Raw genomic sequence first — 13,226 nt, forward strand, 5'->3', positions numbered from 1 at the left:
ATGTTCATCATCAACACAGAAGCAGCCATCTACAAAGACAACCACTATTTAATCTGTAAACGCAGTGAAAAGGAAGAACACGCCCCAGGGGGGATAGCGCTAATTGGTGGAAAAGTCGAATTGGAAGGTGCGTCATCTAATATTTTAGAGCGCACAATTATACGGGAAGTGGAGGAGGAAGTGGGACTTATCATCGAGGGGCGACCACGTTATGTGCATAGTACAAGCTTCGTGACGGATCATGGGGAGCCGGTGGTGAATGTCATTTTCTTATGCGAGGAATTCAGTGGTGAGCCGTATGCGGTGAGTGCTGATGAGGTGGCGGATTTGTATTGGATGACGCCTGAAGAAGTGTATAAGCATCCCGATGCCAAGGAGTATTTGAAGGATTATATTCGTATGGCGGAAGATGTTCGGGTTAAGGGGATTCCAGTTTAATTGAGTGAAAGGTACCAGGTTGAGAGACCGAGCAAGGTTGCAACATATAGCGGGGGGGATTCCCGCCGGGTAAGAATTAGCCATTCGCCCGTAGCGAGTCTTAGTGGATGAGGGGTAACCTTCATCATTAAGCGTAGACAGTTAGACGGCGGGCCAAAAGCCAAAGAAAAATTTTCATCCGAATGAGCTGAATCCATCACTCATTCGTTTTTTTGTGTTGGTATGAACTCCTGCCCGCCTGTAAGCACTAAGCTGCAAAGCATATAACGTCTCCGTGATTCACGGGCATCGAGTTAATCCGTTTCGGCGGAACGGAATAGGTAACAGTTCTTCCAAGATGATCAACAATTGTTTTCATGTTCCTCCTTCCTTTTGAATGAAATAAATGACCTTGTGAATGTTTTCGCAAACATGACAAAGTTTCGTGTCTACTTTGTGAAAACATTCACAAACAAGTTGTTCGCCCTTTTCTTCCGCGTTATAGTAAGAGTAACAAAAGGTTATAACCCAATGAAACATCACATAGGAGGAATTGACATGAAACAAATTTTTGAGAATAAAATAGTTGCTGCATTGCTCACAGTATTACGCGTTTGGTTAGGTGTTCAGTGGTTGAAAGCTGGTTTTGGAAAAGTATCGACAGGGTTTGATGCAAGTGGATTTATACAGGGAGCCATCGCGAAATCGCAAGGAGAAAATGCAGTTGTACAAGGATGGTATGCTTCGTTTCTTGAAACCGTAGCCCTTCCGAACTCTGGACTATTTAGCTTCCTTGTTGCATGGGGAGAATTACTGGTTGGATTGGGCCTCGTTCTCGGTGCATTAACAATTCCGGCATTGGTAGCTGGCGGCTTTATGAATTTGAGTTTCCTTTGGGCAGGAACAATCAGTTTAAATCCTACTTTGTTGTTAGTCGCCGTACTTCTTTTAGTCATGGCGAAAAGTGCAGCTTACTTTGGCATCGATCGTCTCTACATTCCGACAATCAAAAAAGATGTCGAAAATAGACGTTTGGATCCAGCAATTGGTACAAGTGCCGGTTAACGGTATAGAATTTGAAAAAGCTTGTTTTGTCCCAATAGACAAAACAAGCTTTTTTTTACTACAATTATATTTTTTTATTGTGATCTTGGTTGGAGGATTATATTCGAATGGCGGAAGATGTTCGGGATAAGGGCATTCCCGTATAATCCGCATTTGTTCAATACGAAGGCTTGTCCGAATTGTTCGGTGATAATACTTTCAATGCGAACGTATGTGTGGTAAAATAAAAAACAATAGCATAGGTATCCCTAAGATGATCGGTCATTTCCCGTGGAGGGAGGTGGTCGATGTGACTGAATTTGAAGCACTAATGCTCGTTTTTACATTCGCGGCATTAATCGTAGCTCTTTTGTCAGCAAAAAACGAAAAAAAATAATCCATCCTTGAGTTAGAGGCTCATTTAGGATGGATTATTTTCCACTACTAACTTCCGATCCCCTTGGGGACCTATTGCTATTCTATTGACCGTTCAATGTACTAGATTGGACGGTCTTTTTTACTATATACGCTACTACCTTTAGTATACATAAATCATGGTTTTTATTCAACTTGCGGGATACGTAAGTTTCTTGAATTTATTTTCCTGAGAGAATTCGTCGAGACCTCATGCGTTCGTCCCGCTGTTGCAGTACGAACGCATTTTCGGTATAATGGGGACAATATGACTTAGAATAGGATGATATACAAATGAACAAGACAAAGCATTGTATTTTGAATAAAGATGCTGCCAACTTACAAGAAATACCTGACGGGTCTGTTTCATTAGTTATAACATCCCCACCATATCCGATGATCGAGATGTGGGATGAAATTTTCATGAAGCAAAAACCGGAAATAGAAGAGCATTTAATGACTGAACCATATAAAGCATTCGATCTCATGCATGATGTTTTAAACGATATTTGGGAAGAAGTAGATAAAAAAGTAGCGAATCATGGCTTTGTTTGTATTAATATCGGAGATGCAACGAGGACAATCAATGGACACTTCCAAATGTACTCCAACCACTCGAAAATCATAGAGAAATTCGTTTCAATGGGGTACTCGGTGTTACCGGATATCATTTGGAGAAAAACGACAAATGCCCCGAATAAATTCATGGGTTCAGGTATGCTGCCTTCCGGTGCTTATGTTACGTATGAACATGAATACATACTTATTTTCCGTAAAGGTGGAAAACGTGTATTTAAAAACAATGAAAAAGCTCTTCGACAGGAAAGTGCATTTTTTTGGGAGGAACGAAATCAATGGTTCTCCGATCTGTGGGAGTTCCAGGGTAAATCCCAGAAGTTTAAAAACATCGCAAGTGGGCGCGAAAGAAGTGCCGCCTATCCATTCGAACTTGCCTATCGCCTCATAAATATGTATTCGATGAAAGGCGACACGATTCTTGACCCATTTGTTGGAACTGGTACGTCAATGTTTGCTGCGATGTGTACGGGGCGTAATAGCTACGGGGTAGAAATTGATCCGCTCCTTGCAGAAACGGTTACAAACAATGCATTATTGCTCAAGGAACAGCTGAATGACATTGTCGTTAAACGATTCCAGCGACACACAGAATTTATCGAACAGCAATTGGAGCTTGGTAAAGATAAATGGTATGAGAATGATCATTTGAATACAAAAGTAAAAACACGGCAGGAAACAAATATCAAATTATCGATAATTAATGACATTTTTCACGAAGATGAATTTGTAACAGTCACTCATGAGGATCTAAATCCGAAGGAATAAACACTTCAATATTCCTACTGCTTTTATTCACCTTATAGGTAACGATAGGAACGTCGATTTGCTCTTTTGACTTTTTCAAACTCTCGTATGATTCGGGCTTAACGGAAATCGGCGTTCCTCCAATATATCCATCAATTCCTTTGCTTTCATCTGCAGCAGACGAAACGGCAAAAGGCACATCGAAATGTTCACTAACTTTTTGTATGATTGCTTTTTGTACATATAAGCCGTTGTACGTCTTATCGATTAGTAAATCATCTAACCACTTATCAACAAGCGATTCATCGATTAACTGAATGGCCTCTTTTAACCGTTCGATTTGCGGAAGAATCCTTGCCTTTGCACGTTCTTTTGCCGCCGGCTCACGATCTGTATACCAGTTTTCCCAGTCTTCAATGGAGGGAGCAGGTATTTCATCCAAAAACTCTTGGAAATACGTTGCCATCGGTCCCACGACATTTGGGCGGGTCCCTTGTGCGTTGCTATTCGCCAAATTCATGAGTTGTGTTGTATATTTTGGAAACTCGCGTGGAACGGTGTCATTTGCGGCATAAATATAATCGGTGTTTATTTTCCCTATCGTTTTCATTTAAACCCTCTCCTTTATCGTTCTTACTCTATCTTATAACATTTTAGTGTAATAATGAAAACAGCGTCCACGGAAATTCCCGTAGGCGCTGTTTTACTTTCTATTCAACAATTTTAAATTCTACATCCCCTACACCGAAATTGAGGAAAACGTCTATGATAACATCAGACTTCGCGTACGCTTCATTGACGTAAACACCATCTTTTTGCTTGATAAAGTCTCTCGTGCCCAATGTGCCAAGCCCTTTCGAGACGTTTATACGGACACCCGTATCCTTTGGAAGGATGAAGGTCACATCCCCAACACCCAAATCCACATCCGCACGGAACCCTTTTTTCCACTTCCCACTTAGGTCAATGGTAGAATCACTAACACCGCTATTGATTACGAGGCTATTCAGTTGAATGCCTCTCAAATCCAATGTTGAATCTGAAACACCCATATCGATCTCCAAGTCGATTGGAATATCATTGGTCAGTTGTAGATCCCAATCATTCTTCCATTTGCGTTTATTGAATCCTAACATTGTGACAGAACCTTGCTTAATGTCAACGTGGCCGACATTTTTACGTAGCTTATAATTCACTTTCGGCTCAAGTTTTTTATGGTTATAAGAAAAATCCCCACTAACCCACTCCTTGGAGTCTCCGCTGATGTACAGGTTTCCTACACCAAAGTCGATATTCACTTTTAAAGATTCCGCGTTGTCTTTTGTAATCGAAACCTCGTCCCCAGCAGCACTCGCCGACCATTTGTTGTACCCGTAAATCCCTAATATGACAATTAAACCAGCCGTTAGGGCAATCCATAATAGTTTATTCACAAATATGTTCTCCTCTCATCCCTTTTCATTAATCATAGCTTATTTTATAGAATAATCTACCAGTCGCATGAATGATTTTACAGTAAGTCTAAGGACTGAGAAGTAAGTAGTGTCCAAGCATTTAAACATGTTTTGCTCGCTTCATTAATACATTGGATAAAAGACATGGTGAAAGGATGAGGGATTGAAGCGGGTGTTACTTTATGGAGCTACCTTCGTTATAGGATTGGCATTAGGTATTATTGTAACGGTTCTAATGGAAATGTAGTATGGTATCGGTAAGTTTTTTTGTATCGATTGTGCACTTAACTCCTATCCCGCTTAACTAACAGCGTAAATTAAGACGAGGGAGGATATGCGTGGGGGCAGAGTGTTGTGGGGCTTTGACGAATCCTTTTTCCATACAACGGGAAAGGAGGTTTGAGCATGTCGCTCTTTTTTGAAGATGAAATTCGAAAAGTAATGGGTAAAGCTGGTACTTCCGGGATGAACGAAATCATATCACAGGATCCTCGTAGAAATGGCCGGCTTGCGAGTAACCATACTCACCAATTAGAAGGGGAGAGTAAAAGTAAGGAACAGAGTCCACGTCGTAGACCGCGGTGGATTTGATCGGAATGAATCTATCTTCTATTTGAGAAGTTGCGAATACAATGAGTCCATCTTTGAACGAGATCTTCGTTTGGGTGGATTTTTTATTTACTCGTTTCTTTCTTTGATTCCACAAATGCAGGGTATACTTATTGTAAGGATGCTCAATAAGGAAGTGGAAACTATGATAAAGACTGATGGAATCGGATGGAATTTCGACAACAGCTATGCTCAGCTGCCCAATGAATTTTATGCGGAAACCTTGCCGGAACCGTCATCATCACCTGAATTGGTGATTTTGAATTACCCTTTGGCCGCTTCACTTGGATTGAATGAAAGGGCGCTCGAAGGTGAAGATGGACTTGCTGTTTTTGCAGGAAACAAGATACCTGAAGGCGCACAACCGATTGCGCAAGCATACGCGGGACACCAATTCGGGCACTTTACAATGCTTGGTGACGGACGGGCCGTATTGCTTGGAGAACAAATAACTCCATCCGGCAAAAGAGTGGATATACAGCTGAAAGGCTCGGGCAGGACTCCATTTTCGAGGGGCGGCGATGGTCGCGCGGCACTTGGACCGATGCTGCGTGAATTTATCATTAGCGAGGCAATGCATGCCCTTCGGATTCCCACCACTCGGAGCCTATCAGTCGTTGTAACGGGAGATCCGGTGCACCGGGAAGAGACACTTGAAGGAGCCGTTATGACAAGAATTGCGGCAAGTCATCTGCGCGTTGGAACGTTCCAATACGCTGCTGCACGGCAAGTCATTGCTGATTTACGTGCTTTGGCGGATTATGCAATCGAACGACACTATCCCGAAGTATCGGGTGATGCGAACCGCTATGAGTCACTGCTTCAAAAGGTAATTGATCGCCAAGCATCGTTAATCGCCAAATGGCAGCTTGCCGGATTTATTCACGGCGTCATGAACACGGATAATATGACAATAAGCGGTGAAACAATTGACTACGGGCCTTGTGCGTTCATGGATGCATATGATCCAGCGACCGTCTTCAGTTCCATTGACAGGCAAGGTCGCTACGCCTACGGCAATCAACCCGGCATCGCAGAATGGAATCTTGCTCGTTTCGCGGAAACACTCATACCACTCTTGCATGATGATCAGGAAGAGGGAATTAAGATTGCGGAACAAGTATTGTCCGGATTTGGTAAACTGTATCATTCGTATTGGCTATCCGGGATGAGAAGCAAACTTGGCCTTTTCAATGAAGAGGAACAGGATGTAAAGCTTGCGAGGGATCTCTTGCAATTGATGAAGACCAATCACGCGGATTATACGAATACTTTCCGGGCTTTGACAAATGATCGACTCGAGGAGTTGCCAATGTGTAAAACCTCTGGATTTGACGAATGGCTTGAACGCTATCAGGACAGACTTTCTCGTCAATCACAATCGGATGAAGAATGTAAACAATTGATGCGGGACAACAACCCAGCAGTAATCCCACGTAACCACCGGGTTGAGGAAGCAATGGATGCAGCGATTGAAGGGGACTTCAGTGTGATGGAGCGCTTATTGGAAGTACTTGCCGACCCTTACGCTTACACGGCTGAACAAGCTGAATACACCGCGCCGTCCACATCGACAACCCCTTATCAGACGTTCTGCGGCACTTGAGAATGAAGAAGAATCCGCGGCAGTCGCCACGGATTCTTTTTATTGCATAAGTCTTGCTTTCTGGTCAACGGCATCCACGGCATCTTCAAGGGACATGCCTCTCATCGATACAACAGGGAAATCAAATTCATGTGTATTCCCTTCGTTGATGGCACGAACTACGCCGATATCATAACCTTTGACATCTTCATCCGTGTTAAACATCTTTGCTTCGTACCCTTTAGCTTGAAGGGCTGTCATAACGTCTTCATACGGTTGTTCAACAGCAATTTTAATCAATTCAGTTTCCTCCTTTGCTCGAAAAATGGTTTCAATATACTGTTCCCGTTGGGTGGGGATTTATGAATGAAGATTTTGAGAGATATCTATTGAATAGGCACGTTTATCTGTCGAATACTTAAATTTATCTATTGAATCCGTGAATATATCCATCGAATACGTGATTATATTTCCAAAACGGGACTTTCTGCTTAAACTAAAATACATAAATGCAAAAATAAAATGAACCTTTTCCGGTTTCCGCTGTCTAATGTATAGGAAGGGCGAGTGAGGTGGGGAAATGAACGAGAGAGAGATAAGTGAAAAAGCGATTGGCGGGGACGACGAAGCCTTTCTTTCACTAATGCAAATTCATAAAGAAGCACTATTACGAACAGCAATCGCCTTCTTGAAAAATGAACAGGATTCATTGGAGGCGCTACAGGAAGTAACCTATCGAGCGTATAAAAAGATTCATACTGTCAGGGAACCAGCTTATGTAAAGACATGGCTCATCCGAATTATGATGAACTATTGCCAAGATCAGTTGAAGCGAGGAAAACGCTATGTCATGACTGACAAAGTGGACGAAACGACCGGCAAAGAAGATGACTATCGATTGGAATTGGCTGAAGCACTTGCCACATTGAAACCAGATGAACAGCAATTGATTTATCTGAAATACTTTCAAGACGTGAAGATAAAAGAGATTGCGGAAATTTCGAGTATACCGGAAGGCACTGTCAAATCGAGACTGCATAAAATTTTGAGGTCGCTTCGAGCCCACTTCGGGGATAAAGGAGGAATGGATCATGTATGAGAAGGAAGAAGAAAAACTGTTGGAGATGAAAGAGCAGTTGGAGAAGATCCAACTTCCTTTAGACGAAGCGGACGAGGCGATTCGGCAAGGATTTGACCGGGCGAAGCGTGAAAAGATCAAGGCAAGGAAAAAACGGACCCGGGTTTGGTCATTGGTTGCCGCGGCATTTCTATTTGCCACCTTTGTTACGTCTATCCGCGTGTCACCGGCATTTGCAAACGCGGTGGCGTCAATACCGGGCATGGAGAAGTTTGTGGATTTAATTCAGTATGATAAAGGCCTGGAAGCCATTTTTAAAAATGATTATTATCAAAAGGTAGATTCATTCCAAACGATAAATGGGCTGACGTTGACGATAGACGGTGCAATTTTGGATGAAACGGGTATGAATATTTATTACACATTCAAATCAATAGATAGATTGGAGTCACTTTCTATCAAGACTGTTGACTTAAAGCATGAAGAGGGGATTCCAGCAAGCGGCATTTCTTACGGAGGTATAGACGTTGATAATAATCCGAAGGAAGTAGCCAATCGGGTTACATACCATTTTGAAAATCCGGTGCAATTTAAGAATCTATCCTTCATTTTGGATATGGATGTTACATTCCAAGGGGAAGATATTTCGTTTTCATTGCCATTCGAATTACGGGAGAACGTAAAACCGGGGAGGACTTTCGTATTGAATGAAGAAATCGAGATTGAATCTCAAAAATTAACGATCAAGGAAATCACCATTTATCCTTTACGTGTAGCTGTAAAAGTTGCCTTTGATGAAGCCAATACGAAGAAGATCCTTAAATTTGAAGATATGCGATTAGAGGATGAAAAAGGCGAGGTGTGGGGCTCCATCATGAACGGCGTGACGGCAATGGGCAGTGAAACTTATTTTCTACAAAGCAATTACTTTGAGCAACCCAAAAAGCTCTACCTCCGTATCAATAAAATGCAGGCGTTGGATAAGGATGAAGCAACATTGCTTGTAGACACGGAAAAAGGCCAAATATTAGATGGTCCGAAAGATGGAAAGTTGCAGATTTTAAGCGCATCGAAAGCGGGATTGCATATTATTATGCCGGACTCAGGAGGGGATCAATATCACTCTTACGACATCTTTTCGACAGGCATAGATGCAAATGGTAAAGAAATATATATTTCATCAACGGGTATGTATATGGAAGAAGAAATCAGGCATTGGGATATGACGTTTGAAACAACTGATTATACCAACCCACTTCGCTTTGACCTAACGAATTACCCGAATTATATTACAGGTAATGTAAAAGTGGAAGTGAAATAGGTGGAAAAAGCGCTTGTCCGGAGGAGTGGACAGCGCTTTTTCTGTGGTTTGTATGATTCAAAAGTCCCGGTACGAGCAAAACTATGCTGAACTCGAGCATAACACCTCCGAACTCGAGCATAACTATGCCTAACTCGAGCAAAACCACATCAAACTCGAGCAAAACTCGACTCTATTTCTACAATGAGCCATCAAAAAATTCATTCGTCAAGTCGCCGTTTACTCCGATGGCAGCTGCACTCCCGGAACCGGCTGCGATAATGAGTTGGGAGGGGACAATATTCGCTGCATCCCCGGCGGCGTAGACATTCCAAACATTTGTCCTACCATATTCATCAGTTTTAATGCCGCCGTATTCATTCAGGTCACAACCAAGCTCCTCCGCGAAATTGTTGGGGTGGCTCCATAGGGGAGTGACGAATCCTCCGTATCGGTCAATAAGCGTGCCATCTTCGAGGCGAACGCTTCGAAGCTGTCCGTTTTCGCCTTCCAGCCCGGAGATAATGTCTTCATATACTTGAATTCCCTTGGCGAGCAATTGATCATGTTCTTCTAACTCAAGCCGACCCTCACCGTTCGTGAAAACTACCAAGTCCCGGCTCCATATGTACACTTCCTTCGCAAGCTTGAATACATTTTTATCCGCGATAACGGCAAGTGGTCGATCACGTAGCTCCCATCCATCGCAATAGGGGCAACTAAATATACTCGTTCCATAGAACTTCTCGATATTAGGGATGTTGGGTTGTTCGTCCTTTAATCCTGTTGCCAAAATGATTTTACTGCAGTGAAAGACCTCTTTTTCGGTTTTTAATTCAAAATGTGTTTTATCAAGCCGCCTGATGGAAACAACTTTTCCGCAGTTTATTTCCACGGATGGATATTTGGCAAGCTCTGAATGGGCCAGGCGTCTGAGTTCGGCTGGAGGGACGCCATCACGGGTGAGGAACCCATGAGCCATTCGTGTTGGCTTATTCCTTGGTTCATTACAATCGAAAAGAAGCACTTTTCGTCTCGCTCGTCCAAGTACAAGCGCCGCATTCAATCCAGCTGGCCCACCGCCAATAATCGCACATTCATAATTCATCAATGGTTCATCCTTTTTAGTTCAGTTTACCCTTCCGCATTAGATGTAAGCTTCATGTCTGAATAAATTAAGATTTTGGTTCATGTAAAGAATCGGTTGTAATATACTGACGTAGGGGGGGATGAAATGTGAAGAACAAAGTGGTGGAGGGCGGTATTGGACTTGGAACTTGCTTGGCGGTCGTCATTTCCTGGAGTGTCCATAAATCGATACTCTGGGCTATATTCCATGGGATTCTTAGTTGGCTTTATGTTTTGTATTATGCATTTGTAAGATGAAAAAACAGCCTTATACTAAAAAAAACAAACGCTCAATTTGAGCGTTTGTTTTGGCGGAATATTTTCTGTCCTTATTGAACTAAAGAACGCTTTAGTTTCTTAATTAAACTTACTCGACTTATGTCATCCCAAATTGGACCACGCCGAACTTCTTGGTATCCGATTTTTTCATTTAACTCAATAACGTGATGACTATTTTCTTCTGTATGCGTATAAATTACATCAATTTCACGATGATAAGCCTCTTCTTCCAATTTGAGTTTTAGTTTAGTCGCTAAACCTAATCTGCGAAAACTCGGATGTACCCATAACTGAAATATTTCAATAAACCTTCCATCACTTTGAAATAGGTTACGGTCTAACTCGTTGAAAATTGTTTTCCAAGGATAAATGGTATCTCTATTTGCTACAGAAAACATTACCATTGCAATGGGTTCACTAAAAACCGAATCATCAATAATAAATGCACCTTTATCGGGTGAAATGAGAAATTGTTCTATTTTCTTACTGTGTTCCATTTTTTCTTGATCTGTTAGTTTTAGCCTATCTGAAACTGTGTATCCATCGTTTTTTAAGTCAATACGAATCAAAAAATCGAGGTCAGCTTGTGTCGCATTTCGAACCATTTGCCTCGTCTCCTCATCAACTGAACTAATATTATAATCATGCTGTTTTTTCTTTGTAATTATAGGTCACGGAGATCCAAGACTTCACCGGTTACAGCATCGACTGCCTGTTCGGAATCGATTAATCCACAGAGTACGTATTTCTTAAGCTCTTTGTCGTAGACATAGACGGGATCCAATGTAATGTAAGGAACCATCTTTTCAAAAGCTGTTTCGTGGTCGACTTTTGGTTCCGGTGCAGGTGTGAATGAATTGAATATGTCGAACATCCCTTTATTGTCAACCAAATTAATGACGGTCGCCGCATCCTTGTCGATAATCAGTACCATTTTCGGACGGAAAATAAAATTGTCGGGATTGTCTGCATAACAGATAGCTTCGATATGTGTCTGTGTTGGGCGAAGTTCCCTCAAAGTCCACTTTCCACTGTCTTCGGGGTACTCCATTCGCAATGCATCATGGACAAGTTTGACACAAGCATCAATCTTTTCATCGGTTAAAACGATATCTTCCACAGTATCCGAATTGAAAGCTTCATCAGCACTCACTTCTTTTGTGAAATTAAAGGATTGTCTCTCAATCTTGCCTTCCAATGGTTCATCCCATTCCATCAAATGATCCATTTCTAATGTCGTTCGATCATCCAACAAAAATGGAATGGTTCGTTTTCCGTCCGCTGTCACATAAACCTCATCAATTGCATAGACAGGGACAAATCTTTCCTCCGATTCAGAAGGGAATTTGACAAGGGTGAGATGTTCTTTGACAATCGGCTCGATTTCTTCGAGTGTTAAATTAAATTTTTGTTTTTCTATGAGCGCCCAATTTGGTGCTTCGCCATATGTGGAAAAAAGAAGCAACCTTCCATCGTTATCGAACTCGACGTTCAATTGGAAACTAGGTGAAAGTTTAACGCCGTCTTTTCTCGCAATGAACCGGAATCCGTTTTCACTTGCTTGTTCAGCAAAAAAATCATGCTTGTATGCCAAATTGGTTATTTTCTCCAACCAAGCCGCGGCTTCTTCAATCGTTTTAACCTTGAAAGGTTGGGCAGTTGAATAGGACCTTCCCATTGTGAAAATCGCACTTGTGAATCGTTCACTTTGGATGTCGAAATCAATGCTTGCCGTTCCATCCGGATTCATATCCTCTTCAACCGGTCCTTCAAAGTCGATAGGAAACCATTCCATATTCAAAATGAAATTAGGATTTTTCCGACTTTCAAAAAACGTATACCGTCCAAGGCGATACCGTTCAAGGCCAAAATCCATCCGCGCCTTATCGGCAATTGCTTTTATTCTTTTATCCATCGAATCGCTCCTTTGTAGAACGATGGTATCATATTTTGCCATCTATGCCATGTAATGAAACATCTGATTTTTAATACATGGCCAAGTTTGGTTTTGGATGACTACTATTTAGGGAATACTTTAAGTATCAACAAAAGGAGTGATCATCATGAAAAGCTATGCTGGCGATAAGGACGATAAACAGAATAATTCACGGGCAAAAGAACCATCGTCGATTGCGAATGACGCCGCAAAAAAAGCGGAGATGGAGATGGAATCGATTAAGGAAGAAGCGCGAAGCGAAATGAAAAGACAGCAAAAACCTTGATTTATATCTGAGATGCTTTCCAAACGGAAAGCATCTTTTTTATGCCTTTAAACCTCCACTATAGTGAACCTACCCACCACTTAACGCTTCGCGTTTGAAGTGGGGGCTTCTCGACTTATCGTTGCTTCTGTTAGCCAACGAAAAATGACCGAGCTAACCCTCTTGGACCAAGAGTTTTTTTGTTTAGGACAAACCTATGATCAGCTTGCCTTCATTTTTGATGTTTATGGCGGCATTCCAATCCCGATCAGACACGAACCCGCACTCACAGGAGTATGTTCGTTCCGAAAGGGATAGGGCGGTCTTCACATTTCCGCAATCCGAACACATCTTAGACGATGGAAACCATTTATCGATTTTGAGGAAACGCTTG

At 42.0% G+C, this 13,226-nt stretch carries 17 protein-coding genes; 10 read left to right on the top strand and 7 right to left on the bottom strand.

Annotated features, from left to right (window positions below; all coding sequences use genetic code 11):
- The 4 genes from ACFPZG_RS00995 to ACFPZG_RS01010 all read left to right on the top strand — a co-directional run bounded on the left by ACFPZG_RS00995 (position 1) and on the right by ACFPZG_RS01010 (position 3,219).
- Positions 1-438 carry an NUDIX hydrolase gene (locus ACFPZG_RS00995; RefSeq protein ID WP_283733577.1) on the top strand — a complete coding sequence of 146 codons (438 nt, stop codon included), beginning with the start codon at positions 1-3 and terminating at the stop codon, positions 436-438.
- Positions 439-975: 537 nt separating this feature from the next.
- On the top strand, positions 976-1,482 hold the full coding sequence (locus ACFPZG_RS01000) for a DoxX family membrane protein (RefSeq protein ID WP_317940510.1): 507 nt from the start codon (positions 976-978) through the stop codon (positions 1,480-1,482).
- Positions 1,483-1,735: 253 nt separating this feature from the next.
- Entirely contained in the window at positions 1,736-1,858 is a 123-nt protein-coding gene (locus ACFPZG_RS01005; protein ID WP_381426374.1) for a putative holin-like toxin, read from the top strand.
- A gap of 311 nt (positions 1,859-2,169) precedes the next feature.
- The gene (locus tag ACFPZG_RS01010; RefSeq protein WP_317940511.1) at positions 2,170-3,219 is read left to right on the top strand and encodes a DNA-methyltransferase; all 1,050 of its coding nucleotides are present in this window, start codon (positions 2,170-2,172) and stop codon (positions 3,217-3,219) included.
- On the opposite strand, the gene ACFPZG_RS01015 is transcribed toward ACFPZG_RS01010, so the two are convergent.
- Positions 3,188-3,808: an MjaI family restriction endonuclease gene (locus tag ACFPZG_RS01015; RefSeq protein WP_283733580.1), complete on the bottom strand. Its 621-nt coding sequence runs from the start codon at positions 3,806-3,808 to the stop codon at positions 3,188-3,190. The genes ACFPZG_RS01010 and ACFPZG_RS01015 overlap by 32 nt on opposite strands.
- Positions 3,809-3,908: 100 nt before the next feature.
- Positions 3,909-4,631, bottom strand: a complete 723-nt coding sequence (locus ACFPZG_RS01020) for a toast rack family protein (protein ID WP_317940512.1) — start codon at positions 4,629-4,631, stop codon at positions 3,909-3,911.
- A gap of 426 nt (positions 4,632-5,057) precedes the next feature.
- On the opposite strand from ACFPZG_RS01020, the gene ACFPZG_RS01025 reads away from it, so the two are divergent.
- Entirely contained in the window at positions 5,058-5,243 is a 186-nt protein-coding gene (locus ACFPZG_RS01025) for a hypothetical protein (protein ID WP_283733583.1), read from the top strand.
- 163 nt (positions 5,244-5,406) lie between these two features.
- On the top strand, positions 5,407-6,867 hold the full coding sequence (locus ACFPZG_RS01030; RefSeq protein ID WP_381426371.1) for a protein adenylyltransferase SelO: 1,461 nt from the start codon (positions 5,407-5,409) through the stop codon (positions 6,865-6,867).
- A gap of 39 nt (positions 6,868-6,906) precedes the next feature.
- Here the strand turns inward: ACFPZG_RS01030 and ACFPZG_RS01035 are convergent, their stop codons facing one another.
- Positions 6,907-7,146, bottom strand: coding sequence for a YkuS family protein (locus ACFPZG_RS01035; RefSeq protein WP_283733585.1), 240 nt, complete (start codon positions 7,144-7,146; stop codon positions 6,907-6,909).
- Positions 7,147-7,426: 280 nt separating this feature from the next.
- On the opposite strand from ACFPZG_RS01035, the gene ACFPZG_RS01040 reads away from it, so the two are divergent.
- The gene (locus tag ACFPZG_RS01040) at positions 7,427-7,945 is read left to right on the top strand and encodes an RNA polymerase sigma factor (RefSeq protein ID WP_283733586.1); all 519 of its coding nucleotides are present in this window, start codon (positions 7,427-7,429) and stop codon (positions 7,943-7,945) included.
- The gene (locus ACFPZG_RS01045; RefSeq protein ID WP_283733587.1) at positions 7,938-9,245 is read left to right on the top strand and encodes a DUF4179 domain-containing protein; all 1,308 of its coding nucleotides are present in this window, start codon (positions 7,938-7,940) and stop codon (positions 9,243-9,245) included. The genes ACFPZG_RS01040 and ACFPZG_RS01045 overlap by 8 nt, the downstream gene beginning before the upstream one ends.
- Positions 9,246-9,423: 178 nt before the next feature.
- Here the strand turns inward: ACFPZG_RS01045 and ACFPZG_RS01050 are convergent, their stop codons facing one another.
- Entirely contained in the window at positions 9,424-10,332 is a 909-nt protein-coding gene (locus ACFPZG_RS01050; protein ID WP_283733588.1) for an NAD(P)/FAD-dependent oxidoreductase, read from the bottom strand.
- 128 nt (positions 10,333-10,460) lie between these two features.
- Here ACFPZG_RS01050 and ACFPZG_RS01055 point away from each other — a divergent pair, with 128 nt between their 5' ends.
- Positions 10,461-10,610 (top strand): hypothetical protein, encoded by a 150-nt coding sequence (locus ACFPZG_RS01055; protein WP_283733589.1) that lies wholly within the window; start codon positions 10,461-10,463, stop codon positions 10,608-10,610.
- Positions 10,611-10,681: 71 nt separating this feature from the next.
- Here ACFPZG_RS01055 and ACFPZG_RS01060 read toward each other — a convergent pair whose 3' ends face one another.
- Positions 10,682-11,236: a GNAT family N-acetyltransferase gene (locus tag ACFPZG_RS01060; protein WP_283733590.1), complete on the bottom strand. Its 555-nt coding sequence runs from the start codon at positions 11,234-11,236 to the stop codon at positions 10,682-10,684.
- A gap of 59 nt (positions 11,237-11,295) precedes the next feature.
- Positions 11,296-12,546, bottom strand: a complete 1,251-nt coding sequence (locus tag ACFPZG_RS01065) for a hypothetical protein (protein ID WP_283733591.1) — start codon at positions 12,544-12,546, stop codon at positions 11,296-11,298.
- 148 nt (positions 12,547-12,694) lie between these two features.
- Between ACFPZG_RS01065 and ACFPZG_RS01070 the strand changes: the two genes are divergently transcribed.
- A complete protein-coding gene (locus ACFPZG_RS01070; protein ID WP_283733592.1) occupies positions 12,695-12,853 on the top strand; it encodes a hypothetical protein in 159 nt (52 codons plus the stop codon).
- A 183-nt stretch (positions 12,854-13,036) separates the two neighbouring features.
- Here ACFPZG_RS01070 and ACFPZG_RS01075 read toward each other — a convergent pair.
- The coding region (locus ACFPZG_RS01075) for a zinc ribbon domain-containing protein (RefSeq protein ID WP_381426372.1) at positions 13,037-13,226 on the bottom strand (190 nt) is incomplete at its 5' end.

Origin of the sequence: Sporosarcina thermotolerans (genome assembly GCF_042658975.1) — a bacterium.
In the GTDB taxonomy this organism is placed as follows: domain Bacteria; phylum Bacillota; class Bacilli; order Bacillales_A; family Planococcaceae; genus Sporosarcina; species Sporosarcina thermotolerans.

Excerpts from the sequence above, each read along its gene's own strand:
- ACFPZG_RS00995 (WP_283733577.1), top strand. The coding sequence starts at position 1 with ATGTTCATCATCAACACAGAAGCAGCCATCTACAAAGACAACCACTAT.
- ACFPZG_RS01000 (WP_317940510.1), top strand. The coding sequence starts at position 976 with ATGAAACAAATTTTTGAGAATAAAATAGTTGCTGCATTGCTCACAGTA.
- ACFPZG_RS01005 (WP_381426374.1), top strand. The coding sequence starts at position 1,736 with ATGATCGGTCATTTCCCGTGGAGGGAGGTGGTCGATGTGACTGAATTT.
- ACFPZG_RS01010 (WP_317940511.1), top strand. The coding sequence starts at position 2,170 with ATGAACAAGACAAAGCATTGTATTTTGAATAAAGATGCTGCCAACTTA.
- ACFPZG_RS01015 (WP_283733580.1), bottom strand. The coding sequence starts at position 3,808 with ATGAAAACGATAGGGAAAATAAACACCGATTATATTTATGCCGCAAAT.
- ACFPZG_RS01025 (WP_283733583.1), top strand. The coding sequence starts at position 5,058 with ATGTCGCTCTTTTTTGAAGATGAAATTCGAAAAGTAATGGGTAAAGCT.
- ACFPZG_RS01030 (WP_381426371.1), top strand. The coding sequence starts at position 5,407 with ATGATAAAGACTGATGGAATCGGATGGAATTTCGACAACAGCTATGCT.
- ACFPZG_RS01040 (WP_283733586.1), top strand. The coding sequence starts at position 7,427 with ATGAACGAGAGAGAGATAAGTGAAAAAGCGATTGGCGGGGACGACGAA.
- ACFPZG_RS01045 (WP_283733587.1), top strand. The coding sequence starts at position 7,938 with ATGTATGAGAAGGAAGAAGAAAAACTGTTGGAGATGAAAGAGCAGTTG.
- ACFPZG_RS01050 (WP_283733588.1), bottom strand. The coding sequence starts at position 10,332 with ATGAATTATGAATGTGCGATTATTGGCGGTGGGCCAGCTGGATTGAAT.
- ACFPZG_RS01060 (WP_283733590.1), bottom strand. The coding sequence starts at position 11,236 with ATGGTTCGAAATGCGACACAAGCTGACCTCGATTTTTTGATTCGTATT.
- ACFPZG_RS01065 (WP_283733591.1), bottom strand. The coding sequence starts at position 12,546 with ATGGATAAAAGAATAAAAGCAATTGCCGATAAGGCGCGGATGGATTTT.
- ACFPZG_RS01070 (WP_283733592.1), top strand. The coding sequence starts at position 12,695 with ATGAAAAGCTATGCTGGCGATAAGGACGATAAACAGAATAATTCACGG.